This is a genomic window from Mycolicibacterium sp. XJ1819, from assembly GCF_053483675.1.
In genome coordinates this window covers 38,917-64,107 of sequence record NZ_JBEFST010000026.1, presented here as the reverse complement: position 1 = coordinate 64,107, position 25,191 = coordinate 38,917, and the positions used below count along the sequence as shown (strand labels likewise).

Below are 25,191 nucleotides of genomic sequence, written 5' to 3'. Positions count from 1 at the left end.
CCAGGTATCCGCTCGCGGCTGCTGCGTTGCCTACAGCCTCACCGTCACGACGCGAGCAGCCTGCCGGCTAGGGCTTCCCGGTGTGTCGCCGGGTCACCCAGCAGGTGAAGATCGGCACATGCGCGTCGGTAGTACAAATGCGCCGGGTGTTCCCAAGTGAAACCGATCCCCCCGTGAATCTGGATGTTGGCCTCAGCAACCCGTTTGTATACATCGGAGCAGTACGACTTGGCGATGTTGACCATGGATGCCAGGTCGACCGCACCTCGGTCAGCAGCCATCAATGCGCTCGCGGCAGCCGTGCGGGCGCCCTCGACGTCGAGCAGGACGTCAGCCAGCTCATGTTTGATCGCTTGAAATGAGCCGACAGGTCGACCGAACTGATAGCGGATTTTCGCGTATTCGACCGCCATGTCGAATACGTGTTGCGCACCACCAACCTGTTCGGCCGCAAGGCATGCCGCACCGAGATCGAACGTATTGGCCAGTACCGATTCGGCCGCACCCTCGGCTCCGATTAGGCGCGCCCTGACTTCGCCAAACTCGACGGTGGCCTGCTTACGTGTCATGTCCAAGGTCTCGATGGATCGACGAACCACTCCCGGCGCATCACTCTCGACGGCGAAAAGAGAAGGCCCCCTTGGGGTACGCGCAGCCACCAGGAGCAACTGAGCCGACGCGCCATCCACGACGTGGAGCTTTTTTCCGTGCAGCACCCAGTGGTCGTTTCTTCGCGTCGCCGTCGTCTCCATACCATCGGCCCCCCATCCGGTCGGGTGTTCCAGGAAGGCGAGCGTGGCGACCAATTCTCCGGCGGCGATGCGGGGAAGGTACTCCGAAGCCGCTTCCTCGTCCTCGGCGAAATGCAATGCGCTCGCGGCCAAGACGACCGTCGAAAGATAAGGGCTGCAAAGCAATGAAGCGCCTGCCGCCTCCATGACCACACCGAGTTCGATCGGTCCACAACCGGATCCGCCGTACCTGGATGCGATGGCCACTCCCAGCACATCCATCTCAGCCAGTTGGTGCCAGGTATCGGGGTCCCAGCCGACATCCGAAACCATCAACTGCCGGGTGACCTGCTCGGTTGCGCGTTCAGCAGTGAACGCGCGCATGACCTCCCGAAGCTCCCGTTGCTCCTGTGTCAGTACAAATTGCATGCGCACTCCTGTTCAGGGCCTCCTCGGCCGATTCGCTGATGTCGGGACTACAGCCGATTCTCGGTGTGAGCGGAATGTTCGCCGATTTCGACGACTTGCGACTGAGAGCGTTGCAGTACATATTCTTGCGCGAGCTGATGCCACCAAAAGCCGGATACGGTGACCATCGCCAAGAGTGTCGCGATGAGAATTGCAAACGTAGCCCAGCCGCCCCCCGAATGACCGGCGTCCGGCGATGGGGTGAGTGCGCCGGGCCGCCCTGACGCGACGGTCACTGGCTGGGCGGTACCAGCATCGACTGCCACGACTGATCCTTCCGACTCTGGTTGCCCAGATCCGCTTGGGTGTAGGTGTTCCCATCGGGCCCCACGTAGGTGCCGATCGACGGGTCGTACTCGGCAACTGCGAGTTCGGGCAGAGACTGAGGTTCGGCCTGCGGCGCCTGGCCGCTGGGCAGTTGCGGCACCGCTTGACCAGACAGTGTGGCGTTCGGGTCTCCCTTCCAGTTCAGCCCGTCATTCAGCGGTACATACACCTCGTCGCTTTCGCACATCGCCGCTGTCGGCGCGCGCTTGCCTGGTTTGGTCGCGCACGGCAGGTTGCGGGCACCGCGCACATGCCACTGTGAGTCCTGCGGAATTCTGCAGTAGAGATCGCCCGCCGGCCGGTCGGGCGCGTCTTCATAGGTCGCGCTACGCCGTTGTTGCGCCGGAAGGAATCCGGTGTTGCAGATCGGCGGAAGATTGACATTGGTGTTGAAGCTCAGGTAGATCCCCTTGTACGCCTGTTTGGTGTTCAAGTTGGCCATTGCGGTTCCCTGCAAGTTCGCCACCCCCTGTGGCACCAGGACCAAGAGCTGCTCGATGTTCGCCTGGTACACCAAGGCAACGTTGGCAACGCTGACCAGATTGGTGAGAATGACCGGCAACGCGGGGGACAACCGATCGCTCAGAGCGCGAACCTCGTTCACCGCAGCGGGGCCGGTGTCGAGGATGCCACGAACCGCTTCGTCCTGGGTTCTGAGCTGAGAAGTGATTGTGGCTACCTGGGCCGCCCATCCCTGGACCGCGTCCGAGGTGTCGGATTGCGATGCGAGCACATCGGGCGCCGCATCGATCAAGCTGGTGATCGCGTCCTGGTGCGCGCGGGCGTCGTTGGCGAGTCGGGTGGCGCCGTTGACGAAGCGCGATAGTTCCGGACCCAGGCCACCGAAGGCTGTAAATGACTCGTCGAGTAGAACTTTGATGTTGTCACCGGGTATCGCACGTAGCGCCTTGTTGGTTGCGTTCAGCAGTTCGTTGACGTTCGGGGGCACGCTCGTTCGGGATAGCGGGATGACGTCGCCGTCCTTCAACGCCGCGCCGCCCCCACTGCGTGGGATCAACGCGACGTACTGCTCGCCAACTGCGGTCTGACTGTGCACGTCAGCGTCGAGATCCGACGGGATCTTCACCGACGAGTTCAGATCGAGGTCGGCGACGACGCCGGATTCGGTCAACCGCACTGCAGAAACCCGGCCAACCTTGCTCCCCCGGTAGGTGACATTGGCTTGGCGGTAGAGGCCACCTGCCGCCGGCAGTTCGACGGTAACCCGGTATTGCCCCATACCGAAAAGCATCTGCGGCAGTCGCACGTAGCCGACCATCATCACGACCAAGCCCACGACAGCGATGAATATGAAGGCCTTGAACTGCAGCCTCGTTTGGCGTGTGATCATGCTTTACGGCCCCTGGTCCCAACGGTACGGAACGGTAAGTGGATTGACAGCGGTGTACGGACTCGGGAACTGGCCAATCGTCCGGCCCCACTGCATTTCGAGTTCGGTGAGATCGCCTTCCCACCGCGTGCCGGTCAAGAGACCGGCGTCAAGCCGGCTCAGCGTGAGGTCGACGATGAGGGTGAGGTTGGCGTAATCGCCGCGCACCCAGTTGGGCAGTGTCTCGTTGGGCCACGGGTACGTCGCGAGGTTGCTCAGCGAGCGCGTCATAGCGGGGCCGGCGTTGGCCAGTGATTCCAGAATCGGGGCCAACTCCTTGAGCTGGGCGACAAGGCTCTCTTTGGAGCCTTCCATGACATGGGTGGTCAGTGAGCCGAGCTCGCCCAGCTTCTCGACGGCGTCGACGAGATTGGCCTTCTGGTCATTGAGCACCCTCACCGCGCCTGGCAGCTTCTCAAGCGCACTATCGAGTTTGGGTTTCTGGTCGGCGAACTGGCCCACAAGGGAGTTGAGCTTGTCCATCGCGTCGATGATGTCGCCGCTCTGGTTGTCGAGATCACCGATGAACGAATCCATTTCGCCGATCAAGACTCGAACATTCGCTCCGTTGTCGCGGAACGCCTGGCTCAGCGTTCCAGTGATGTCTTGCAGCTTTCCTATACCTCCGCCGTTGAGTAGCAGCGAGGCGGCGGCCAGTGTCTGTTCGGTGCTCGGATAATTGCCGCCCGAATGCAACGGAATGATGGATCCGTCTTGCAGCCGGCCGACGGGGCGGGCATCGGCCGGCGGGGACAGTTCGACATGGACGGAGCCGAGCAAGCTTGTCTGGCCAAGCTTGGCTGTAGCGTTGGCCGGTAGTTCGACGTCGCGCGGGAGGCGAAGCGTCACGAGCGCATGCCAGCCGTCGCGCTCGATCTTCGTCACGTTACCGACGGTGACGTCGCCGACGCGCACTCGTGAATTCTCCTGCAGATTGGTGACATCCGGTAATTCGACCCTGATGTGGTATGAGCCGGGACCGCCTCCGGCGGTGCCGGGGAGCGGCAGAGAGTTCAGCCCCCGCCAACCACAGCCGCTGGTCAGTAGGAGACATGCCGTGGCAATGAAGGTGACAGCCCATCTGGCGCGGCGCTTCATGGGGTCGCCCCGGGGGGCAGCATGATCTCGGAAAGTCCGGCTGCCGGCCCATCCGGCACGTCAACTTCGGCGGGGAGGGGCGCGGTCGGGGTCTCGGTCGGCCCTCCGGTCGGCACCGTGGTCTGTGGAGGAGGTGGATTGGTCAGACCTCTGACGCGGCCGGCCTCGGTGAGCGGTCCCAGCCAATCCTCGCTGAAGGTGACCTCGTTTGGTCGTGCCTGCGCTCCCACGAATGCGTTGAAACCAAGCGGTGGGAAGTTGAGTTGCCGGTTCTTGACGATGGGTGCCAGATACTGCACACACAGTTTCGCAGACCGCTCACTGTTGAGCCGCGAGGCGGCCTGAATGGCTCCGCAGATGAACTGAATCGGATTGGCGAAGTTGCCGATGGCGGCCACCCCCGTGAGTGCGCCGTTCGCCGGTTCGTAGATGTTGACAAAATTCGCGAACGCGGTAGGCGTGATGTGCAGCGTCTGTTTGAGGTCGCCGATGCTCTCACCGAGAGCCGCACTGATTGATGCCAGCTTGTCGAGGCTGGTACCGAGAGACTCGCGGTTGTCACCCACGAAACCCTGGACGTCGCGTACGGCCACATTCAGCGTCTCCAGCGCCTCCCCGATCGCATCTGGATCGTTGGTGAGCAGACCCGACACCGCGTCCAGATTCGTGTTGAGTTGGCGCAGCAGTTCCGCGCTGGATCGCAGCCCTGTCGTCAGCAGGGACAGGCTCTTGACGCTTCCGAACAAGTCGTCGCTGTGGTCTCCGAGCGCCGAGAAGGTCTTCGACAATTCGACGATCGCAGTGCGGATGTCCGCACCTTGTCCTCGCATGTTGGCCGCGGAGGTGTTGACGAAGGCCCCGAGAGTGCTGACACCACCGGGTTGCGTCGGCTGCAGGGCGACGGTCAGCTTTTCCAGTTGGTCGCGCAGATCGTCATACTCGACAGGCACCGCGGTGCGATTCTGCGGGATGACGGAGCCTGTCTCCATCGCAGGCCCACCCGTATATGCGGGCACCAATTGCACCGCGCGCGCGGTGACCAGCGTTGGATTGATGATGACGGCATGGGCATCGGCGGGAACCTTATGACCGCCGTCGACGGAGAAAGTGATCTTGGTACGCGTGGGCTCTGGTTGGATGGCGTCGATCTTGCCCACGCGGACACCTTGGATGAGTACATCGTCACCGACGTAAACGCCATTACTCTCAGTGAAATACGCCACGAGTTGGACGTGCCGGGCCCGTTCACCGAACTCGTTAACCGCGATGGCGCCGAGCACGACGCAAGCGACCAAACTCAATGCCAACGCGATCCGTCGCTTGCTCCACGACCGGAGATTCAACATTTAGCCGGTTCCTCCATCGTCGAGTTGCGGCGGACCTGGCGGCGCCACCACACCGCCCGAAGACGAGACACCGTGCAGCGGTGGCGATTCGTAGACCGGCGACGGAGTAGGCTCCGGCGTCGACCCGAGGCCGGGGGGAGCGGGAGCCGGCGGGCCCGGCGGTGGGGCTCCCGGTGGGGGCGCCGGAATGGGTTCCCGGTAGGGATACCGGGGGTCGCCCGGATTCCCGGTAATCGCGTCAGGCAGAGTGAGATTCGGGGGCCCACCCTGCCCCGTGCGCGGATAGGGTGCAGGCAGGGCAGGCGTGCCTGGCTGACCGACCGGCGGGTCGGTGAGCTCAGAAGGCAGGAGCACATTCGGATCGAGCCCCAGGTCTGAGAATGCTGCGTCAATGAACGGCTGACTGAACTGCCCCGGGAGGAGGTTCGCGACGTAGGCGTTGAAAAATGGTCCCGAGGCGACCGATTCACCAAGAGACATCGCGTACGCGTTCAGTAGCTTTATCGCCTGCTGAACTTCGGTCTTCCGATCGTCGACGATTGTGAGAACACCGTTCAGTCGATCCAGCGTTTGGCGCAGGTCACCATTCTCAGCCACCAAGCCTGAAAGGTGACTGCTCAGAGCTCGAACGTTGTCCGCAATCGTTTGCAGTGACCCGCTCTCGGTACGCAGCTCTGCCAGTAATAAATTGGTATGACGCACGAGACCGACGATCTGGTCGGTTCGTTGACCGAGCACACCGGTCGCCTCTCTGGCCTTGACCAACAGGCTACGAAGATTCGTGTCTCGATTGTTTATCGCTTCAGCGAAACGGCTCACGCCTTGCACAGCATTTCGCAGGTCCGGTGGCGTGTCTTTGAACGTCTCCGAAAGTGTCAGAAGCGATTCCGACAGCTGCTCGGTGTTCAAGTCGCCCACGGTCGTGGTCAGCTCGCTCAGTGCATCCGTCAGCGAATACGGTGAAGTGGTCCGATCGAGCGGAATCGGTCCGATCAGTTGCTCTGTCCCCCGCGGTGTCACTTGCAGGATCTTGGTACCGAGCAGCGTGTTCGTCTTGATCGCCGCCTCGGTCCGGTCTCCCAGCATGATGTCGTCGTCCACCGTGAAGTCTACGAGCACCTGTGATCGGTCCAGACGCACTGATGAAACGGAGCCGACCCGGACGCCGGATATCTGTACATCGGCACCGTCGGTGAGCACACCGGCATCGGCGAAATACGCAGTGTAGGTGGCGCTATCAGCTAACTCCGTCAGCTTGCCCAGCGACATCCCGCCGAGCACCAGGGCCGCTACGCCGGCTGTGGCGATGACACCGACGACCACGGTGTTGCGTTCTGAGAAGCGCTTCATTTCAGTGCACACCGCCCGGTGGTCTGGCCGGCCATCTTGACATAGACGGGCTGGCCGCCCTTTCCGTTCAGCTTCAGCAGAACGTCGCAGAGGTAGAAGCTGAAGTAGTTGCCGTAGATGCCCTGTCTGGCGAGTACCCGGTACCGATCCGGCAGTGTCGCCAGCAGGTTGTCCAGATACTCGTGGTCGGCGACGGCCTGTGATGCGACACGATCTAGTTGGTTGACCGTGGCCCGCAGGGGCGGACGAGCCTCCTGCAAGAGGCCGGCTACCGAGGCTGCTGCGGCGTCGAGTTGGCCGACTCCGTCTGCGAGAGCGGTCCGCCGCTGAGCCAACCCGTCGATGAGTGCGGACAGGTTGTCGACGGCGACATCGAGCTGCCCGCTCTGGTCTCCAACCGATGTCATCACGGCGTCAAGATTGGAAATGACATCCCCTATCAGCGCATCGCGGTCGGCCAGCGCGGTTGAGAATGACCCGACGTGCGCTAGAAGCGAGCTGAGTGCTTCGCCCTGGCCCTGAAAAGCTTGGATCAGCTCGCCGGTCAGCCGATTGACCTGCTCCGGGTTCAGCGCCCGGAACAACGGCCGAAATCCACCCACCAACGCGTCCAGGTCCAATGCCGGCGCCGTTTGCTCTGCGGAGATCGTCTGCCCCGGCTGGAGGTTCGTGCCTGGCTCGCCCTGCTCAAGAGATAGATAGCGATCGCCCACCAGGTTCTCGTAACGGATCACCGCCCTGCTCCCAGTGGTCAGGTGAACAGACCGCTCGACATCGAAATCGACCCTCACCGACGTGTCCGGTTGTACGCGAACGCCACGGACCTTCCCCACTTCTACGCCGCCGATCCGCACCATCTGGTCGGCTTTGAGACCGCTCGCACTGGAGAAAACCGCGCTGTACGAATCGCGATCGTCGAACCGGAACTGTCCGAACACCGCGATCATGGTGAAAATTCCGAACAGGCACACCGTGACGAAGACGGCGAGACGCCACACCGTACCCCGTAGGTTTTCTCTCATCCGGATTCCTCTCGAGCGTCGGGTCTGTGGTCACGGGTGCGGTGGCGGCGGTGGCGGCGGTGGTGGCGGCGCCACCGGTAGTCCCGGCGAAGGTGGACCCTGGCACCGGACACTCGCGGGTTCGGGCGCGGCTCTTGTGACTGGCAGATAGTTCGCATAGCAGGGGTGCCCCAGCCCTGGATTCGGGCGGATGTCGATTCCGGTGCTCCAACCGGTGTTTGTGACCAGTGCCCGAACCGGGAAGTTCTTGTGTGCATGGGGAAGTGACCCACAGCTAGGCCGACCATCTGGCCCACCTTTTGCGGCCACGATCGGCAGGTTGTTCGGATGAACGTACGGATCGTTTCCGAGGAGAACCGCCGCGTCCACCAACAGCGTCCGGCCGTTACCTCCCGCGCCTGCGTACCCGCCGTTGTCCAACCACCACTTCGCTCCGACCAACAGACACGTGAATGTGGGTTGATACTTCATCAGCAGCCCCGTCGTCGGTCTCAAGAGATTCACGAGGTCAACGACGTTCTCGGCATTCGGAGCCAGCATGGCCGTTCCGGAGTTGGCTAGTCCGATAGCGTTCAACAGCAGCGCGTCCATCGCCCGCGCCCGATCAGTGATCGAGGCACCCGTGGTTGCCGCCGAATCCAAGATCGACAGGATGTTCTGCGCCGCCTCACCGTAGGTATCGCTAAAGGCCGCCAGTTCACGCCAATTCGCGTTGATCACTTCCGACCGAGCATTCAACGCGGCCAGAACTGAGTTCGCCCCAGCGAATGCTTCGCCGAGCTGTTGACCACGCCCGCGCAGTCCCTCCGCGAGTGCGGACAACACGCCATTGAGCTTGACAGGGTCGATCCTCTGGATGAGTGTCACGAGGTTGTCGAAGACGGTGTTCACCTCGGTGCTCACATTCTGGGCATGCAGCACCGTCCCGGCCGACAACCTGGCCGCACTCGGTTTCTGCGGCAGCGTCAGATCGATGTACTTCGAGCCGAATGCGGTGTTCGCGGTGATCTCGGCACCGACGTTTGCGGGGATGTAGTGCAGCTGAGATTTCAGGATCTCCAGTTCGAGCCGGACTGGGGAATTGCCGGTGCTGACGATTTTCCGGACACGGCCGACGTCGACCCCACGGAGTTTTATCCGTCCACCCGGTTCCATCATGAGACCTGCGCGATCGGATGCGAGCGTCACCGGTACGTACGAGGTGAAGACGCGCTCGAAGGCCAGCCAACACGTGGCGGCATAGGCCACCATGACGGCGACCAAAATGACGGCCCACCAACGCCGAGGGATCCTCTTTTGGTTATCGCGGTTCTTCATTGCGTCATCCCGAGAAGTTGAAGTTGCCCGACGGGCCGTAGATGGCCAGCGAGACCAACAGATTCGAGGCAATGGCCATCACCAGCGAAGCGCGCACCGCCCGGCCGACAGCCTCGCCAACCCCGGCCGGACCACCACTGGCGGTATATCCGTAGTAGGTGTGGATGAGCATGATCACCACCGAACATGCGATCACCAGAAGGAATGACCAGATGAGGTCCGCCGGTGACAGGAACGTGTCGAAGTAGTGGTCATACACGCCCACCGACTGTCCGTAGAGCAGCACGGTCACCTTGGCCGCGGTGAACGCAGTCATCGACGCGACGCAGTAAAGCGGAATGACCACGATGACACCCGCGATGACTCGGGTCGAGGCGAGGTAGGCGACCGACTGGACGCCCATGACCTCTAACGCGTCGATCTCCTCGTTGATCTTCATCGCGCCGATCTGTGCGGTTGCCCCCGCACCGATTGTGGCCGCCAACCCGACAGTGGAGACCATCGGTGCGACCACTCGCGTGTTCAGGTACGCCGAGGCGAACCCCGTGAGTGCCTCGACGCCGATCTGAGACAATGCGTCGTATCCCTGCACCGCCAGTACCGCGCCTGCGAACAGCGTGAGGAACGCGACGATGACGACGGTACCGCCGATCAATGCCAAAGCCCCTGTGCCAAGGCTCATACCAGCAATCGCCCGCACCAGCTCAGCCCGATAGCTCATCAGCGCATGACCTGTGCGCCCCATCGTCTGGGCGTAGAACTCGCCCTGCCTGCCCAGTTCGTCCAGGACGGCGGTGACTCCCCGGAGAGGACGAAGCGCCAACGCACGACCACTGTTCAGCACCGGGGATTTCATCGGTTTATCACCTGCAGTCCGATTGCCGTGGCCACCACGTTGATGACGAACAGCGCCATGAAGGTGTAGACGACTGTCTCGTTCACGGCATTGCCGACACCGGCGGAGCCACCACCCACCGACAGGCCCTTGTAGCACGCGATCAGGCTGGCGGCGAGGCCAAACAGCATCGCCTTGACCATTGCCACGATTACTTCCGGAAGCCCCACCAGCAGAGTGAGATTCGCGACATACGCACCCGGCGTCACGTCCTGGATGTAGACCGAGAAGATGAACGAACCGCCTAGACCGACCGAAGTCACGACGGCAGTGAGCATCAACGCGACAAAGGTTCCCGCGACAACCCGCGGGACGACGAGACGCTGCACCGGATCGATCCCGAGCACCCGCATCGCGTCGACTTCCTCACGAATCGTGCGAGCGCCGAGATCCGCGCACATCGCCGTGGCGGCCGCGCCGGCAACGACCACCACGGTGACGACCGGACCAATCTGGTTCACGGTGGCCAGCGCGGCCCCGCTGCCCGAGAGGTCCTTGGCGCCGATCTCACCCAACAGGATATTGATCATGAACACCGTCAGGGTGGTGAAAGGTATCGAGAGCATCATCGTCGGCAGGAGCGAAACCCGAGCCACAAACCAGGTCTGCAGGAGCAGCTCACGCCACGCGAAGGGCGGCTGCACCGCGAGCACGACGGCATCCAGCGACATGGCGAAGAACTCACCCACGCCGCGCACGGGTTTCACCGCAACAGTGGCGAGTGTCATCAGATCCTCACCTCCTTTTCCCAGCTATTGCTGTCTCCCGGCTTTCCCATTCACTCGGCGGACCGGAGTTCGCACACCGGGCCCGGGAAGCCCTATCTGTGATCAGCTATTTACATAATCTAGCGCCTATCTGGTCATCGGCGCGGCCGAATCTATAATCATGATTATGATTTGCGCCACAGTAGCAAGGCGACTCGCGACATGTCCAGCGCCACCGCGAGTACTGTCTCGCTTCGCGATCACGAGCCAGGCTCAACCCAGCAGGCTGTAGCCCCCGTCCACCCTCACCACTTGGCCGGTGACAGCGGTGAGATCCGGTCCGACAAGCGCGCACGCGACCCTGGCAACGTCGACGGGTGTTACCAGCTTGTGACGCAGGGGCGTCCGCTTTGCGACCTGCTCCAAATGCGGAAGCACGGTAGGCGCTTCGTCGAAGTGCTGGACGTCGTCGATCAAGCAGGGACTGATTCCGTTCACCGTGACACCGTCTCGACCGAATTCCACTGCGAAATAACGGATCATCGTCTCGAGTGCGCTTTTCGCCGGTGCGATGGCGCCGTAGTAGGCGGCATATCGTTCCGATCCCAGGCTGCTGAAGGCCACGATGCTGCCGGCAGCCTCGGCCAGATAGGGCCTGGCGGACAGTGCAATTCCACGAAAGCCGTGGACAGTGACCCCGATCGCGCTGTCGATATCGGCATCGGACAGTTCGCTGAGCCTGCCCGTGACGATCGGCACCGCCGTGAACAGCACCGCGTTCAGGCCACCGAGGCCGTCCACTGCCCGTGCCACCATGTCGGCCGCATCGGTGGCCACGTCACCCTGCACGAGAACCGAGCGTGCGTCCGTATCGAGTTCGGATGCGACCGTCTTCGCGAAATCCTCGTTTCTGCGAAATCCGAGGGCGACATCCCAACCTCGAGCCGCCAACTCAAGGGCCGCTGCTCGACCCACACCTCGGCTTGCGCCTACGACGAAGGCGCACTTCCGCTTAGCCATTGTCTTCCTCCTGTAGCTGGACCATTGGCGCATAGAACTTGCCGCCCGGTACTGGACGGACCGAAAGACAAACCTCGTCCCCGATATTCAGCTCATGTGCGGACGGGGCCTCGTCGCAAGGAATACATGCGATCCGGATCCCTTCCTGTTCGATGAGTTCAACGATGACGATGTAATAGGGCACCTCCGGCCCAGGTACAGAAGAGCGGTCGACACGTATCCAGCTGTGCACTCGTCCCTTCCGTGACACTTCCTCGAAGGACGTCTCCTCACCGCACCGCCGGCACCGCTCCAGCGGCGGATGCATCCAGAGGCGACACACCCGGCACCGGCAGATCGCGAGGCCACCGGCACGGGTAGCGCTCCAATAGCCCGCGGAGTCGGTGTCCGGCATCGGCTGAGGCCAGAGGGCTTGACTACTCATGCCGGCTCCGAGGAGTAGACGATTGCGCCCCCGTAGGGGCCCGCGCCGGCGGTGGCCAGTGCGAGTCGCGCCCCTGCGACTTGACGGTCGCCCGCGTCGCCACGCAGCTGCACCGCCGCCTCATGGTGGTGATTCAGACCGTGTAGATACCCTTCCGACAGCAAGCCACCGTGTGGGTTGATCACCACGTCGCCCCCAAATGTTGCTCGGCCGTCGCGATAAAAAGCGCCGGCTTCGCCCTTCCCACAGAAGCCGTAGTCCTCAACCGTCGCCAGCACCGTGTAGGTGAAGCAGTCGTACATCAGAGCGACGTCGATGTCGCTGGGCCGCAGCCCTGTCCGGTCCCAAAGCCGAGGCGCGGCAACTCTCGAGTACATCGATGTCATGTCCTCCCATCCCAACCACCCGGAGCCGGATGCGGAACTCGCGTGTCCGACGATGTACACCGGATCTGATGCGCAGTCGCGCGCGCGCTCTTCCGACGTGATCAGCAGGGCCACCGCACCGTCGACTTCAAAAGCGCAGTCGTTTACTCGAAACGGTTCGCAGATCCACCGACTCGCCAGGTAAGCGTCCATGTTCAGGGGCTCGCGCATGGCCGCGTCCGGGTTGAGTTGGGCATGCCTACGCTGAGTTACGGCGACCTCACCGAGATCCGCTGATGTGCCTTTACACTCAGCCAGATACCGGCGCGCCCATACCGCGATGAACTGCGGCGGCACGAGCAATCCCGAGGGGGCATCGAACTGGCCGGCGCCGCCGACGGAGATCGCCTCGCTCATCGTCCCGAATCGCATACCAGACCTGCCGTTGAGTGACCTGTAAACGAGAACCGCTTTGCATACGCCGTTCTCCACCATCGCCGACGCATTGGCGATTACCTGGACGGCAAGATCTCCGCCCCCCAGAGGAGCGGACGCCCAGGCGATCTCGTCACGTCCAAGTGCCCACGCGACGTCGATCGGCATTGCCGAGTCGTTGTACTGAAAGCAGGCAACGCCATCCACGTCAGCGGGATTGAAGTCTGCGTCGCTGAGCGCCGTGCGACAGGCGTCGACAGCCATGGCCAACGGCGTCCTGCCTGACGAACGGCTGAAGGCTGTGCGGCCGATTCCGACAATTGCCGTCGTCATCTACGGTCCCGCCGTTTCACGATGTATCCCGCCGATTCGCGGTCGTAGGTGTCTGGGCCAACCCCGCGGGACCGAAGTTCGTTCTTCAGGATCCGGCCCACCGGCCCGCGAGGCAGCGAGCCGGCGAATTCGACGTACCTGGGCACCGCGAAGTACGGAACGTTGGCCACGCAGTGGTCAATGAACTGTTCGTAGGTCAGCCGCGACCCTGGCGCGAGAAGCGCGGTGACCATCACCTCGTCTTCACCGAGTTCGCTTGGAACCCCGTAGACGGCGCAGTCGTCAATGTCTGGATGCGCATTGATTGCCTGTTCGAGCTCGAAGGACGAAATGTTCTCGCTGCGCCGCCGCAGGTAGTCCTTCTTCCGATCGAAGAATGCGATCTCGCCCTTCTCATTCATGCGGCCGAGATCACCGGTGTGGAACCACTGGTTGCGCCACGACGCGATTGTCGCCTCGGCGTTGTTCCAGTAGCCCTCGAACATGACATGCGGTTCGAGGGGCCGACAGACAATCTCGCCGACTTCGCCGGGTGCGACCTCGGCGTCGTGCTCATCGAACAACTTGATGTCGAAGACCGGATTCGGCCGCCCCGAAAAGCCCGGTTCTGGCGGATCTTCGGCTGAGTACAACAACATCGGAACACACTCGGACAGCCCGTATGACAGCACGATACGGATGCCGTAACGGTCCTCAATGGCGCGGTGGAGCTCCTTGGGAACCGGCACCGCGAGGCAGATGCGCACCTGGTTGTCCCGATCACTTTCTGTCTCCGGGAGATTCCACAGCATTTGCAACATCGGGCCCAGGATGGACAGCTGGGTCGCTTTGTGTCTTCTCACACGATTCCAGAAGTCCGACACCGAGAAGTGTTCGTCGATCACGGTTGTCGCACCGCGAAGCAACGGCCCCAATGCTCCTAGGAGCATGGCGTTCTGATGGAAGAGCGGTAGCGGGGTGTAGTAGATGTCGTCCTCGCGGCCGTCCTTTATCTCGTCGATCTGTTGTGCTGCCCGGACGAGGTAGTTGTGTGTCGCGACCGACCCCTTCGAAGGGCCGGTGGTGCCGGCGGTGAAGACAACGGCGTTGTGATCCGTCCACTCCGGCCGGTAGGAGCTCTTGAGCCGAGTGGAGTCGGTTGCCCGAAGCGCCGACATCTGATGCAACGACACCCCGGCCAGACCGGGCAGTGCCCGCGTGCCACCGCGGACGATGACATGGCGTAGCGACTCTATCCGCGGCAACACGTCAAATGCTGTGTCGGCCAGGTGCTCATCGACGACAAAAACCGGCGGTGCCACCACGTTGAGTTGGTGCTCGAGGAACATGCCGGTGTAGGCAGTGTTGATCGGCACGAACACTGCACCGAGTAGTGAGGCGGCGAACCAGGTCGTCAACTGCTCAGCCGAGTTGCGCATCATCACTGCGACACAGTCGTTTCGTCCCACACCGAGCTCGGTCAAACCGTTGGCGACGGCGACGGTCTGATCCCACAGCCGCGCATAGGTAAGTTCTTCGTCGGGAAATATCACCGCCGTCTTGTCCGGATGAGCATCGACGACGGAGTGCAGGGAATCGGGAATGGTCAATCGAGCCGGGGGACGCCATACTGACCGGGCGCTCACCATCATTGATCACCACCTAGGTCAATCGCGCTGTGGAACATGGAATGCTCATTCCTCCTTGCGGGTCTCGCCTGAGCACGCACAGGGCTTGCCGACGGAAATTGTTCACGCTGATGTTTCTCTCACCGGCCGGCGAATTCCGGCCGTCGTCGTTCAACAAAGGAGCGCAACCCTTCTTTGGCATCAGCGGAGCGCATGCAGACGTGTTGCGCCAGTTCCTCCCGCTCAAGACAGTCCTCCAGAGACGATCCGGTCGCCGAATTGAGCAGGTCCTTCGTGATCGAGAGGGCCATGGGCGCTGCGGCGGCCAGATTCACCGCCCATTGCAGGCCCGCCCCTTCGAGCTGGCCCTGATCGACAACTTTGTTGATCATGCCCAGCCCCAGCGCTTCCCGACCCGTCACGGGGGTGGCAAGAAACGCCAACTCCTTTGCCTTTCGAAGCCCGAGTGACTGAGTGAGAAGCCAACTGGCCCCGCCGTCCACCGCAAGGCCGCGCTCTGCGAACGATTGACAGAACGTGGCCGACTCGTCGGCGATGACCAGATCGCAACCGAGCGCCAGACTCGACCCGATCCCGTAGGCGGAGCCTTGCACGCATGCCAGGGTCGGCTGCGGCAGCGCCGCGAGCGCGAGGCACATCTCGGTGATCCGGCGCAAGAACCAGACTCCGTCATGTACCGGAACAGCCGTCAGGTCAATGCCTGAGCAGAATGAGGCACCCTTCCCGCAGAGCATCACGACTCGAATGTCTCGGTCAGCGGCCGCACGTCTGAGCTGCCCGGTCAGCTCGTCAATCATGGTGCCCGTTAGTGCATTCAATCGTTGCGGACGGTTGAGAGCGATCCGCAGGATGCCGTTCTGGCAGTTGTGTACGACGCCGATGTCGTCTGACCGGTCGTTCACTTTCGACCTCCCTGAGTCGGGGTTGTGCGTGAACATGGCTCAACTCCCTGGTTCCGCGAGTGAGCCAATTCTTGGGGCGTGCGTAGTCCTACTGACGTGGTAGCCGATCGCTGCGTCGAGCTGTCTTGTCGAGCCGGTGAGCGCTGCGAGCGCCCAGCCACGTCGCATGAACCGGTGCAGGCCGTACTCGGCCGTGAAGCCGATGGCCCCATGCGTCTGCAACGACGCATCACCGCAGTGTCGGTGGGCGTCTCCCGCCATTGCGTTGGCGACAGCCAGATGCAGCGGATCACCGGTGTCCCAGGCGGCCTCAGCGGCAAGGCTCGCGGATTCGACCGCTACGTGAGCCTCTGCGAGCTGGTGTCGTACCGCCTGAAACGATCCGATAGCGCGCCCGAACTGCCGCCGTTGGGCCACGTGCTGCGTGGCCGCGGTGAGCAGAGCCCGGCCCAAAGCGATCAGTTCATAAGACAACGCGTGGCGGACAAATGCGGTGGTTGCCTTCCACGCAGCCGCAGCGGCGTCCCCCGCCAGCAGGATCCGTGGAACGCCGCTCACCGAGACGTCATACCACCCCAGCGACCCGTCAATACCGGTGATCTGACTGACACGCACGTCTGCTCGCGGATCTAGGTCCACCAACATCATGGTTCCAGATCGCATGACCGGAACGATCAGCCGCTTGGCGTCACTGAACCCGGCGAGCGCAATCCCTCGTGCATTGACGGTATCCGATGTGAGCGTGCCGCATACCGGGCTCAGGTAGTGTTCGGCATCCGCATGCACCGGATGAAGGATTGCCGTCGCCGATGCACCGTCGAGGATCTCGTTTGCCCTGATGTGTGCGGACAACGCGTGCAATGCAACGAGATCGAGGGCTGGCGACGCATCCGCTAGCACCTCGCCCTGTAGGTCGAACATCTCGCGTAGTACCGATTGAGGTTCCTCGTCAACCATGTCGAACCAACCGTCATCCAACAGTCGGGCCTTCAATTCCGTTCCCGTGAGGCCCGTGGCGAAGAGTCCGGCGAGACTCTCGCGGATTACCGCTGCTGCGTCGGGTTCGCTCATGACTTCTCCCCGGGTAGCTGCAGTACTCGGTCGGCGAGGATGGTGCGCTGAATCTCTGCGCTGCCGCCGTAGATCGACGCGGCCCTCGCATAGAAGTAGTCGGCGCGAAGGACTTGGTCGGTCAGCCGGTCGCCGAATTCGAAGGCGGGGTAGTGAAGTTCACGCGCGACCTCGAAGATCGCGTGCTCAGCCTTCGACAACAACAGCTTGTCGACCGAGATGTTCGGGCCGGGGTTGACGGCGTGGGCCAGTTTGGTCAGTGTTCTGCGAGTGGCCATCCGCAATGCGTGAAGTACTCGGTATGCAGCACCGATGCGTTCGGCCGCTGCTGTGTTGACGTCGAGTTCTGCGCTGGCCAGAATCTTGCCGAGAGAGCTGTGTAAGTCCGCCTGGCGTTGCCACGCGTACATGCCCCGCTCCCATTGCAACAGGTACATGGCCGCTTCCCAGCCCAGTCCGACATCACCGATGCGCCTGTCCTCGGGTACCTCGACATCTTGAAAGACGATCTCTGCGAATTCATTGCGACCACTCGCAGCGAGGATCGGCTGCACGGAGACCCCCGGCGCGTCGAGGTCGACAAGAAAGAAGGTCAAGCCACGATGGCGCTCCTCGGGGCGCCCAGTGCGCACCAACAGCAAGCAACGGTCGGCGAGGTGGCCGGAACTGGACCAGATCTTCTCACCGTTGACGACGTAGCCCTGGCCGCAGCGCTCAGCTCTGCACCGGAGACTCGCTAGGTCGCTGCCCGCCTCCGGCTCGGAGAATCCCTGCGCCCATGTTTTTTCGCCACTGAGAAGTTCCGGTAGAAAGCGCCTGGCCAATGGCTTATCGTACTCAATGACCATTGGCCCGAGCGTTTCCAGCAGAAGCATTGATTCGGGCACTCGTACACCGAAGCGGCAAAGCTCGTCATGCAGAACGCCGCGCAATAGGACCGACCCACCGAATCCGCCGATGTCCTTCGGCCAGCCCCAGCGGAGCCATCCAGCTTCGTAGAGCAGACGATGTAGGGGACGCAGCTGTTCGTCGCGCGATTCGATGGTGACCGCCGTTGCTTCACGAAAGCCGGACAACTCGGCGCGGTGAGTGGTCAGCCAGTCGCGGAGAACGGCAGCGAACTCTTCGGTGCAAGGAGCCGATGCCAGTCCACCAGCAGTGGTGCCGACGCTGGTCGCGGTCATCGCAAAGTCCCCACTTTGACGTCCCGAAATGCCACACCGCGATCGGGCGACAGCTCACGGGGCAGGCCGAGCACGCGTTCAGCAAGAATGTTCCGCTGGATCTGGTCGGTACCGCCATAGATGGAGGCGGCGAGGTTGAACAACACGTAGTCGACGACCGCGCCGGCCTCCGGTGAGTCCGCCCCCGCTACCGTCGCATCCATCCCGAGGACATCACTGATGATCTCGTTGGCGAGTCGGCTGATGCGACTGGTCTGCAGCTTGCTGGTCAACGCATCGGTGCGACTGGCGGGAGCGCTTTTTCGCTCTGCGCGTGCGCGCATGGCGTTACCTTTCAGAATCGCTTGGTAGATGTGGAGTTGAGCGACTTTCTGGCGTATCGCGGGGTCTCGGTCGCGCCCGTATCTGCGGACCAATCGAAGGACAAGGCTTTCCCCTCCACCGCCGAGTGACATCGCGGTGCCACTGACGCGGCGCCCTGTCGCAAGGTCTCCGGCCCGGCGGTCGAGGTAGCCGGCTCTGCGGCCGCCGGGCACCCCGGATAGGGCGTTGCCACCTTCGCCAAACCCTGAGCGCTCCGCTGCCAGCGTTGTTTGAGCGATCTTCCAGCCGTCGCCGGGCTGACCTAGTAACGCGGTTTCAGAAACAACCGCCTCGGTGATGAAGACCTCATTGAACATTGTTCGTCCGGTGAGCTCCCGCAGCGGTCTCACGGTCACCGCTTCGGCTTGTTCCATTGGGAACAGGAAAAATGAGATGCCTTCGTGCTTGGGAACATCCACGTCGGTGCGCGCCATCAGCAATCCGTAGTCGGCATGATGCGCGTTGGACGTCCAGACTTTCTGACCGTTGATGACATATTCGCCTTCGCGGCGTACTGCGCTGGTTTGTATCGCTGCCAGGTCTGATCCCGCACCCGGTTCGCTGAACAACTGGCACCACGCGTGCTGGCCCGTGACGATCGGCCAGAGATACCGCTGTTTTTGTTGTGGGGTGCCGTGCGTGAGGATGGTCGGTGCGGCCAGCGCGACGCCCAGGCCGGCCGGGGGACCCAGCGCACCAATTGCTGCGCGCTCCTCGTCGACGATTTTGGCCTCCGCTGCCGAGCACCCGCGGCCGTACCACTCGAGCGGCCAGCGGGGCAGCCCCCACCCGCTACTCGCGAGCCGTTCCCACCACTGAGCCGCCCTCAGGTGCGGATCCCAGTTCTCCTCAAACCAGGACCGCGCAGCCCGGCGTATCGCATCTTCGTCAGTCACGATGACGACTTCGTCAAGAAGGCGCTGACGATTGCCTTGTGATCGCTGCGGTCGAAGGATTTGAACTCCTCGGCGAACGAATAGTCAAGCAAGCCGCCTGCCGCCGAAATCAGATGCAGGTTGAGTGATCGTCTGGTGGATTGGATCGCTTGTGGCGGCAGTGCGGCTAGACGCTGCGCGAAAGCTACTGCGTGCGAGAGGAGTTCGTTATCGCTGACCACCCGGTTCGCGATGCCCAGTGCGACGGCTTGCTGCGCCGGGATCCGGTCCCCTGTGAGTAGATACTCCTTGGCCCGAAGGAGACTCGTCATGAACGGCCAAGCGAGAGGCCCTCCGTCTCCCGCGGTAAGGCCCACGGCGACATGCGGGTCCGCCATGTATGCGTTCTCGGCAATGAATACCATGTCGCTGAGCACAGCCAAGCTTGCCCCCAAGCCGACGGCCGCGCCGTTCACCGCTGCGACGATCGGCAGCGGGAAGTTGAGCATCTGTTCGACGATCGTTCTGGCCTCGATCAGTAGTCGTGAGCGACGTTCGGGATCGCCTTGCATTTCCTGAACCAGCCGCAGATCACCACCGGAGCAGAACAGTCGGCCGGCACCGGTCATGACTACTGCGCGGGCGTCACCGTCCTCGGCGATGTGTTTCCACACCCACGCAAGGGCGTGATGCAGATCGGCGTCGACAGAGTTCAACGAGTCCGGATGATTGAGTGTCAAGATCCGGATGGGCCCCGACTCCTCGATGACGAGGTGCGGATCGAATGGATTGGACAAGAGGCTCACTTCCGTTCCGGCTAATGGGAGTTCAGTGGTCGCGTCGTCTGGTTCAGGCCAGCCCGCTCGGTGATGGGAGTCCCGGGCTCGGGAAACCTGCGGCTCGCCTCACCGAGGACCTTTTTGAGAATCAAGACAGACCGTCGATAGCTGAGAACCTCGACGCCGTCTTGATTGATACCGCGGGTGAAGCACGTCAATATGCCGGCATCGGGCCGACTTCGAGATTCTCGTACGCCGGTCACGACGCTCTCCGCGTAGAGGGTGTCGCCGACGAACACGGGTGCAGACAACCTGATCTCGTCCCACCCCAGGTTGGCCAATGCGTTCTGGCTGATATCCGAGACCGACATCCCGAGAATCAGCGCAACCGTGAAGCCCGAGTTCACGATTGGTCGCCCGTGCTCGGAGAGAGCAGCCACCTCGTCGTTGAAGTGCAGTTCGTTGGTATTCAGCGTCAACAGGGTGAACCATGCGTTGTCGGCGCCCTGTATTGTTCGGCCGAGTGGATGCCTGAATACATCCCCCACGGCAAAGTCGTCGTAGAAGAGGCCCAGATTTCTGCGGATGACGCTATGCATGACGCACCTCCTGCCTGGGTGTCGAATCCAGGATGTCGTCGGTCACCGTCGAGCCGTCGCAGTTGCCCTGTGCTTTGATGTCGCGAATGACGTCATCGTTGTCAGAGCCGACACCGCCTGCGGGGCGCAATGTTGCGGCTCGCTCGTCGACAAATCGCACTGCGGGATTCGCCTGCCTCACTCGTCCCACGACCGGGTGAGTGAACTCGTCGATGAGGTCGGCAGCCTGAATCTGCGGATGCTCGTGCAGGCTGTCCAGCTCGAGTACGGGGGCGACAGGAATATCCAAGCTCGAGAGAAGGTCAACCGCTTCGCGGGTGGTCAGCGCCCTGACTCTGCGCACCGTTTCGGCGAAGACGTCACCACCGAGCCTGTGGACCCCGACAGTCGGCAGATCGCTTGCGCCTGGCAAATTCAGGCCCTCCGCGAGGCGTTTGAATGCCGCTGCCTTGACCAGGATGAACGCGATCAAGCCGTCGGCGGTTTCGGTGAGCTGGAAGCTCTGTGCGATCGTCGGTTGAGCGTCATGTGGCTCCAGCAAGGTGTTGTTCATCATGGCGTCTGGCCACAGCGTCGCGACAGCCACGTCCAACATCCGCACCTCGACAGTGCGCCCAATACCAGTGCGGCTCCGTTCCAACAGAGCCGCTGTCGTAGCCTGCGCGGCAACCAGCCCGGTGAGCTTGTCGATGATGCCTTGCCGTACCAGTGCCGGTTGTGACGATGCGTCTCTGGCGAGCTTCTGATTGGCGGCGAATCCTGACATCGCCTGGATCACATGGTCATACGCGGGCCGATTGGCATATGGGCCTACGGTCCCGAATCCGGTGATCTCGACGTAGACCAGCTGCGGACGAGCGGCCCGCACTGTCTGCGCATCCAGCCCGAGCCGCTCTGCGACTCCCGGCCGGAAATTGTGGACCATGACGTCTGCCCAGTCCAACAACTCGTGGAGCAGCTCCGCTCCCTCTGACGACTTCAAATCGGTTGCCACGAAACGCTTGGAACGATTGAGATTCGCGAAGTACGCCGACATGCCGTTCCGGGCCGACCCCAAACCGCGGATGACGTCACCTTCGGGCGGTTCGACCTTGACCACGTCGGCGCCCTGATCCCCGAGGATCATCGTGGCCAGCGGACCGGACATGTTCGCCGTGAAGTCGAGTACTCGAATACCGGCCAGGGGTCCCGCGGTCGCGGTTTTGTTCACAGCTGCACCTCGGCCAGCATGCGCTTAGCGATCACTACACGCTGGATTTCGTTGGTGCCCTCTCCGATGCACAACAACGGCGCGTCACGGAAGTAGCGCTCGATGTGACCCTCGGTCGAATAGCCGTACGCGCCGTGTATCCGCATTGCGTCGGTCGCATTGCTCAGCGCGGCCTCTGTCGCGGTCAACTTCGCCATTCCCGCTTCGAGGTCGCAACGACGCCCGGCGTCGAACGTGGCCGCAGCGTTGCGCGTCAACAGTTCGGCAGCGCGGGCGCGGCATCCCATGTCAGCGAGCTTGAGGGCGATCGCCTGGTGCTCTCCGATCGGCTTGCCCATGGTTCGACGGACTTTGCTGTATCGGAGCGCCGCGCGTAGTGCCGCATTGGCGATACCGCATCCACGGGCCGCGACATTGATCCGGCCCAGCTCCAAACCCCCGAGAGCATGGAGGAACCCCTGTCCTTCGCGCTCTCCGAGGAGCCGGTCTGACGGCACTTCGACGGCGTCGAACTCGACTTCCACCGTGTCCACTCCGCGATATCCGAGCTTTCCCAGCTTTGGCCCCGCCAGGTAGCCGTCAATTTCTTTTTCCACCAGGAACATTGACGTGCCAGCGTGGCGTGGTTGGGTGGTCGGGTCAGTCTTGACCAGGACAGCCAGACAGTTGCCGTACCGTGCGTTGGTGATCCACGTTTTGCGACCCGTGATGGTGTATGCAGTATCAGATGTCCGGGTGGCAACTGTTCTGATGGCCTGAAGGTCTGTGCCGCAATCAGGTTCAGTCAGTGCGAGTCCGCCGCGTAAGATGCCGGCCGCCAGCCGCGGCAGGTAGGCGGCCTGTTGGGCGGGCGTTCCGAACTTCTCGATGAGGTGCGCCATCATCAAATGGGAGTTGAGTACGCCGGTCAGCGACATCCAGCTCTCGGAGATCAGCGCGACAATACGGCTGTAGGCGGTAGCAGACAGGCCCAGACCACCGTTCTCACGGGATATCGTCGCACCGAACAGACCGAATTCGGCGAGCTGGTCGACTATCTGGGCCGGGTAGGTGTCGCTGTGCTCAAGCTCCAGCACATGGGGTTCCACCTCTTTGACCAGCCATCTCCTGAGAACCTCCAGCATCGGCTCGACGTCACGGTCGCGCGGTGGCGATTCGGTTTCCGCTGTCATGCGAGAGCCTTCTTCAGGGCTCGGAAGTCGTCGTTCATCTCCTGAGGAAGCGTGAATTTCGACGAGTCGTTGATGTCGGTCCAGTGGTCCCGGACATCTTCGGGCGTCAAGTTGTCGTCCTTTCGGGTCCAGCCCTCGGTCATGGCGACGAAGAACTTCGCCACCCGACCGCCTCCGACCGTGTACACGCTGCCTGTCTCGGCGCACTGTTCGCTCGCCAGGTAGGCAACCAGGGGCGAGACCAGTCCCGGACGGACTCGGGGGCCGAGCGGTCCGATGATCGACTCCGTCATACGGGTGACGGCGAACGGTGCGATGGCATTGGCCGTGATGCCATATTTCGCACCCTCGATGGCGAGGGTCTTTGTCAGGCCGATGAGGCCGGCTTTCGCCGTTCCGTAGGTGGCTTGACCGAAGTTGCCGAAGATGCCCGCCGGAGACGTGGTGTTGAGGACGCGTCCGTACTCCTGCTCGCGGAAGGTCGGCCAGGCCGCACGCGTCACATTGATCGCGCCACCGAGGTGCACGGCGAAAACCGCGTCTACCACGTCCGGGTCCACTTTGGCGAAGCTCTGATCTCTGAGTATTCCTGCGTTGTTGATCACCACGTCGAGCCGTCCGTAATGCTCGACGGCCATGGTGACGATCTCCGCACCGCCTTGCGGCGTCGCCACTGAACTGAAGCTGGCAATCGCGTCACCGCCAAGAGCCTCGATTTCGTTGACCACGCTCTGCGCGGGTGAGGTGTCGCATCCGGACCCGTCGACCGCCCCGCCCACATCGTTTACCACCACTCGCGCGCCGCGGGCGGCCAACAAGAGGGCATGCTCACGCCCCAGTCCTCCACCTGCTCCGGTCACTACGGCCACGCGCCCGTCGAACCTGACTTCCGGCGAGACGGTCACGACACCCGCTCCAAGAGCGTTCCGGTGGCCTCGCCACCGCCACAGCACATCGTCACCAGCGCGGTCTCTTTGTCGGTGCGCTCGAGTTCGTATATGGCTTTTGTCACCAGAACACAGCCGGTACTGCCCAGTGCGTGCCCGTGCGCGATGGCGCCGCCGTTGGGGTTGACCCGATCCGGATCCGGCTTGATCTCCCGTTCCCACGCAATGACGACAGACGCGAATGCCTCATTGATCTCGACGACGTCAATATCGTTGATTGTCAGTGCGTTTCGTTTCAGAAGAAGTTCCGTCGCCGGAATGGGACCGGTGAGCATCAGCGTCGGATCGCTTCCGACCAGGCATACGTCCCGGACGCGAGCCCGGGGAGTCAAACCAAGCTCGGAAGCCCGCTTTGCAGTGGTCACCACAACTGCGGATGCCGCGTCGGCGATCTGCGACGAGCTGCCTGCGGTGTGGATTCCGTCGTCACCGACAACCGGCTTCAGGGCGGACAGCCCCTCCATCGTCGTCGCCCGTAGGCATTCGTCTCGCTCGAAGCGCCGGGTATGGCCTGTCGGTCGGCGATTGTCATCGAGTCGCGGGACATCCACCGCAACCAACTGTGCGTCGAACCGTGAGTCTGCCCAGGCATCGGCGGCACGAGTCTGGGACTTGACTCCCAGTTCGTCGGCGTCGCTTCGAGTGATGCCCCACTCCTTCGCGATGAGCTCCGCGGCCTCGAACTGTGTCGTGTAGTTATGTTGGGCAAAGTACGACCGGGGAATGCCCTTGCCGAACTCTCCGCCGGCCAACGCCGCACCGAGAGGTACCCGGCTCATGACCTCGACGCCACAAGCGACGGCGACGTCGACCACCCCGGCCTTGAGCAGGCCATACGCGAGAGTCAAGGCCTGTTGCGACGAACCACATTGGCTGTCGACGGTGGTCGACGGGACCGAAACGGGTAGTCCGGCGGTCAGCCATGCGGTGCGCGTGACGTTGAAGGCCTGCTGGCCGACTTGGCCGATACAACCGCCCACGACTTGGCCGACGAGCGCGGGATCAATTCCCGAACGTTCGATCACGGCTGCCTGCGCCACGGCGAGGAGGTCGGCCGAGTGCATGGTCGAGAGCGCCCCGTGGCGCCTACCTATCGGAGTTCTCACCGCCTCGACGATCACGACGTCGTCGCCTGGCTGCTTCATGAATTCAACTCTCCTTCTTCGGTCACACCTATCGGGCTCGTCCGATCGGCGATCGACCCAGTGGTGGCAGCGCGGCTTCAGAACTCCG

Annotated in this window: 23 protein-coding genes; all 23 read right to left on the bottom strand. The window is 62.5% G+C overall.

Annotated elements, in window-relative coordinates; all coding sequences use genetic code 11:
• Window positions 1-44 precede the first annotated feature (44 nt).
• Window positions 45-1,160 carry an acyl-CoA dehydrogenase family protein gene (locus ABQE89_RS24100; RefSeq protein WP_448421356.1) on the bottom strand — a complete coding sequence of 372 codons (1,116 nt, stop codon included), beginning with the start codon at window positions 1,158-1,160 and terminating at the stop codon, window positions 45-47.
• A 271-nt stretch (window positions 1,161-1,431) separates the two neighbouring features.
• Window positions 1,432-2,877, bottom strand: a complete 1,446-nt coding sequence (locus tag ABQE89_RS24095; RefSeq protein ID WP_448421354.1) for an MCE family protein — start codon at window positions 2,875-2,877, stop codon at window positions 1,432-1,434.
• 3 nt (window positions 2,878-2,880) lie between these two features.
• Entirely contained in the window at window positions 2,881-4,014 is a 1,134-nt protein-coding gene (locus ABQE89_RS24090; RefSeq protein ID WP_448421352.1) for an MCE family protein, read from the bottom strand.
• Window positions 4,011-5,360, bottom strand: coding sequence for an MCE family protein (locus tag ABQE89_RS24085; RefSeq protein WP_448421350.1), 1,350 nt, complete (start codon window positions 5,358-5,360; stop codon window positions 4,011-4,013). The genes ABQE89_RS24090 and ABQE89_RS24085 overlap by 4 nt, the downstream gene beginning before the upstream one ends.
• The gene (locus tag ABQE89_RS24080; protein ID WP_448421348.1) at window positions 5,361-6,710 is read right to left on the bottom strand and encodes an MCE family protein; all 1,350 of its coding nucleotides are present in this window, start codon (window positions 6,708-6,710) and stop codon (window positions 5,361-5,363) included.
• Window positions 6,707-7,732: an MCE family protein gene (locus ABQE89_RS24075; RefSeq protein ID WP_448421346.1), complete on the bottom strand. Its 1,026-nt coding sequence runs from the start codon at window positions 7,730-7,732 to the stop codon at window positions 6,707-6,709. The genes ABQE89_RS24080 and ABQE89_RS24075 overlap by 4 nt, the downstream gene beginning before the upstream one ends.
• A 30-nt stretch (window positions 7,733-7,762) precedes the next feature.
• Entirely contained in the window at window positions 7,763-9,049 is a 1,287-nt protein-coding gene (locus tag ABQE89_RS24070) for an MCE family protein (protein WP_448421344.1), read from the bottom strand.
• Window positions 9,050-9,053: 4 nt separating this feature from the next.
• Window positions 9,054-9,905 (bottom strand): MlaE family ABC transporter permease, encoded by an 852-nt coding sequence (locus ABQE89_RS24065; protein ID WP_448421342.1) that lies wholly within the window; start codon window positions 9,903-9,905, stop codon window positions 9,054-9,056.
• The gene (locus ABQE89_RS24060; protein ID WP_448421340.1) at window positions 9,902-10,672 is read right to left on the bottom strand and encodes an MlaE family ABC transporter permease; all 771 of its coding nucleotides are present in this window, start codon (window positions 10,670-10,672) and stop codon (window positions 9,902-9,904) included. The genes ABQE89_RS24065 and ABQE89_RS24060 overlap by 4 nt, the downstream gene beginning before the upstream one ends.
• A 252-nt stretch (window positions 10,673-10,924) precedes the next feature.
• On the bottom strand, window positions 10,925-11,671 hold the full coding sequence (locus tag ABQE89_RS24055; protein WP_448421338.1) for an SDR family oxidoreductase: 747 nt from the start codon (window positions 11,669-11,671) through the stop codon (window positions 10,925-10,927).
• Window positions 11,664-11,978 carry a Zn-ribbon domain-containing OB-fold protein gene (locus tag ABQE89_RS24050; protein WP_448421393.1) on the bottom strand — a complete coding sequence of 105 codons (315 nt, stop codon included), beginning with the start codon at window positions 11,976-11,978 and terminating at the stop codon, window positions 11,664-11,666. The genes ABQE89_RS24055 and ABQE89_RS24050 overlap by 8 nt, the downstream gene beginning before the upstream one ends.
• A gap of 113 nt (window positions 11,979-12,091) precedes the next feature.
• Window positions 12,092-13,228: a thiolase C-terminal domain-containing protein gene (locus tag ABQE89_RS24045; protein WP_448421336.1), complete on the bottom strand. Its 1,137-nt coding sequence runs from the start codon at window positions 13,226-13,228 to the stop codon at window positions 12,092-12,094.
• Window positions 13,225-14,853: an AMP-binding protein gene (locus ABQE89_RS24040; protein ID WP_448421334.1), complete on the bottom strand. Its 1,629-nt coding sequence runs from the start codon at window positions 14,851-14,853 to the stop codon at window positions 13,225-13,227. The genes ABQE89_RS24045 and ABQE89_RS24040 overlap by 4 nt, the downstream gene beginning before the upstream one ends.
• A gap of 122 nt (window positions 14,854-14,975) precedes the next feature.
• Window positions 14,976-15,794: an enoyl-CoA hydratase/isomerase family protein gene (locus ABQE89_RS24035; RefSeq protein ID WP_448421332.1), complete on the bottom strand. Its 819-nt coding sequence runs from the start codon at window positions 15,792-15,794 to the stop codon at window positions 14,976-14,978.
• A gap of 3 nt (window positions 15,795-15,797) precedes the next feature.
• Entirely contained in the window at window positions 15,798-16,829 is a 1,032-nt protein-coding gene (locus ABQE89_RS24030; protein WP_448421330.1) for an acyl-CoA dehydrogenase family protein, read from the bottom strand.
• Complete coding sequence (locus tag ABQE89_RS24025; RefSeq protein ID WP_448421328.1) at window positions 16,826-18,013, bottom strand: acyl-CoA dehydrogenase family protein; 1,188 nt, start codon at window positions 18,011-18,013, stop codon at window positions 16,826-16,828. Before ABQE89_RS24025 ends, ABQE89_RS24030 begins: the two co-directional genes overlap by 4 nt.
• Complete coding sequence (locus ABQE89_RS24020) at window positions 18,010-19,272, bottom strand: acyl-CoA dehydrogenase family protein (RefSeq protein WP_448421326.1); 1,263 nt, start codon at window positions 19,270-19,272, stop codon at window positions 18,010-18,012. Before ABQE89_RS24020 ends, ABQE89_RS24025 begins: the two co-directional genes overlap by 4 nt.
• Complete coding sequence (locus ABQE89_RS24015) at window positions 19,269-20,048, bottom strand: enoyl-CoA hydratase/isomerase family protein (protein ID WP_448421391.1); 780 nt, start codon at window positions 20,046-20,048, stop codon at window positions 19,269-19,271. Before ABQE89_RS24015 ends, ABQE89_RS24020 begins: the two co-directional genes overlap by 4 nt.
• A gap of 20 nt (window positions 20,049-20,068) precedes the next feature.
• A complete protein-coding gene (locus tag ABQE89_RS24010; protein ID WP_448421324.1) occupies window positions 20,069-20,629 on the bottom strand; it encodes a MaoC family dehydratase in 561 nt (186 codons plus the stop codon).
• Entirely contained in the window at window positions 20,622-21,839 is a 1,218-nt protein-coding gene (locus ABQE89_RS24005) for a CaiB/BaiF CoA transferase family protein (protein WP_448421322.1), read from the bottom strand. Before ABQE89_RS24005 ends, ABQE89_RS24010 begins: the two co-directional genes overlap by 8 nt.
• On the bottom strand, window positions 21,836-23,011 hold the full coding sequence (locus tag ABQE89_RS24000; protein ID WP_448421320.1) for an acyl-CoA dehydrogenase family protein: 1,176 nt from the start codon (window positions 23,009-23,011) through the stop codon (window positions 21,836-21,838). Before ABQE89_RS24000 ends, ABQE89_RS24005 begins: the two co-directional genes overlap by 4 nt.
• The gene (locus ABQE89_RS23995; protein WP_448421318.1) at window positions 23,008-23,916 is read right to left on the bottom strand and encodes an SDR family NAD(P)-dependent oxidoreductase; all 909 of its coding nucleotides are present in this window, start codon (window positions 23,914-23,916) and stop codon (window positions 23,008-23,010) included. The genes ABQE89_RS24000 and ABQE89_RS23995 overlap by 4 nt, the downstream gene beginning before the upstream one ends.
• Window positions 23,913-25,103, bottom strand: coding sequence for a steroid 3-ketoacyl-CoA thiolase (locus ABQE89_RS23990; RefSeq protein WP_448421389.1), 1,191 nt, complete (start codon window positions 25,101-25,103; stop codon window positions 23,913-23,915). The genes ABQE89_RS23995 and ABQE89_RS23990 overlap by 4 nt, the downstream gene beginning before the upstream one ends.
• Between the last annotated feature and the right edge of the window lie 88 nt (window positions 25,104-25,191).

What these genes read in the sequence shown, in the direction of transcription:
- ABQE89_RS24100 (WP_448421356.1), bottom strand. Translation starts at nt 1,160, where the DNA reads ATGCAATTTGTACTGACACAGGAGCAACGGGAGCTTCGGGAGGTCATG.
- ABQE89_RS24095 (WP_448421354.1), bottom strand. Translation starts at nt 2,877, where the DNA reads ATGATCACACGCCAAACGAGGCTGCAGTTCAAGGCCTTCATATTCATC.
- ABQE89_RS24090 (WP_448421352.1), bottom strand. Translation starts at nt 4,014, where the DNA reads ATGAAGCGCCGCGCCAGATGGGCTGTCACCTTCATTGCCACGGCATGT.
- ABQE89_RS24085 (WP_448421350.1), bottom strand. Translation starts at nt 5,360, where the DNA reads ATGTTGAATCTCCGGTCGTGGAGCAAGCGACGGATCGCGTTGGCATTG.
- ABQE89_RS24080 (WP_448421348.1), bottom strand. Translation starts at nt 6,710, where the DNA reads ATGAAGCGCTTCTCAGAACGCAACACCGTGGTCGTCGGTGTCATCGCC.
- ABQE89_RS24075 (WP_448421346.1), bottom strand. Translation starts at nt 7,732, where the DNA reads ATGAGAGAAAACCTACGGGGTACGGTGTGGCGTCTCGCCGTCTTCGTC.
- ABQE89_RS24070 (WP_448421344.1), bottom strand. Translation starts at nt 9,049, where the DNA reads ATGAAGAACCGCGATAACCAAAAGAGGATCCCTCGGCGTTGGTGGGCC.
- ABQE89_RS24065 (WP_448421342.1), bottom strand. Translation starts at nt 9,905, where the DNA reads ATGAAATCCCCGGTGCTGAACAGTGGTCGTGCGTTGGCGCTTCGTCCT.
- ABQE89_RS24060 (WP_448421340.1), bottom strand. Translation starts at nt 10,672, where the DNA reads ATGACACTCGCCACTGTTGCGGTGAAACCCGTGCGCGGCGTGGGTGAG.
- ABQE89_RS24055 (WP_448421338.1), bottom strand. Translation starts at nt 11,671, where the DNA reads ATGGCTAAGCGGAAGTGCGCCTTCGTCGTAGGCGCAAGCCGAGGTGTG.
- ABQE89_RS24050 (WP_448421393.1), bottom strand. Translation starts at nt 11,978, where the DNA reads ATGCATCCGCCGCTGGAGCGGTGCCGGCGGTGCGGTGAGGAGACGTCC.
- ABQE89_RS24045 (WP_448421336.1), bottom strand. Translation starts at nt 13,228, where the DNA reads ATGACGACGGCAATTGTCGGAATCGGCCGCACAGCCTTCAGCCGTTCG.
- ABQE89_RS24035 (WP_448421332.1), bottom strand. Translation starts at nt 15,794, where the DNA reads ATGTTCACGCACAACCCCGACTCAGGGAGGTCGAAAGTGAACGACCGG.
- ABQE89_RS24030 (WP_448421330.1), bottom strand. Translation starts at nt 16,829, where the DNA reads ATGAGCGAACCCGACGCAGCAGCGGTAATCCGCGAGAGTCTCGCCGGA.
- ABQE89_RS24025 (WP_448421328.1), bottom strand. Translation starts at nt 18,013, where the DNA reads ATGACCGCGACCAGCGTCGGCACCACTGCTGGTGGACTGGCATCGGCT.
- ABQE89_RS24010 (WP_448421324.1), bottom strand. Translation starts at nt 20,629, where the DNA reads ATGCATAGCGTCATCCGCAGAAATCTGGGCCTCTTCTACGACGACTTT.
- ABQE89_RS24000 (WP_448421320.1), bottom strand. Translation starts at nt 23,011, where the DNA reads ATGACAGCGGAAACCGAATCGCCACCGCGCGACCGTGACGTCGAGCCG.
- ABQE89_RS23990 (WP_448421389.1), bottom strand. Translation starts at nt 25,103, where the DNA reads ATGAAGCAGCCAGGCGACGACGTCGTGATCGTCGAGGCGGTGAGAACT.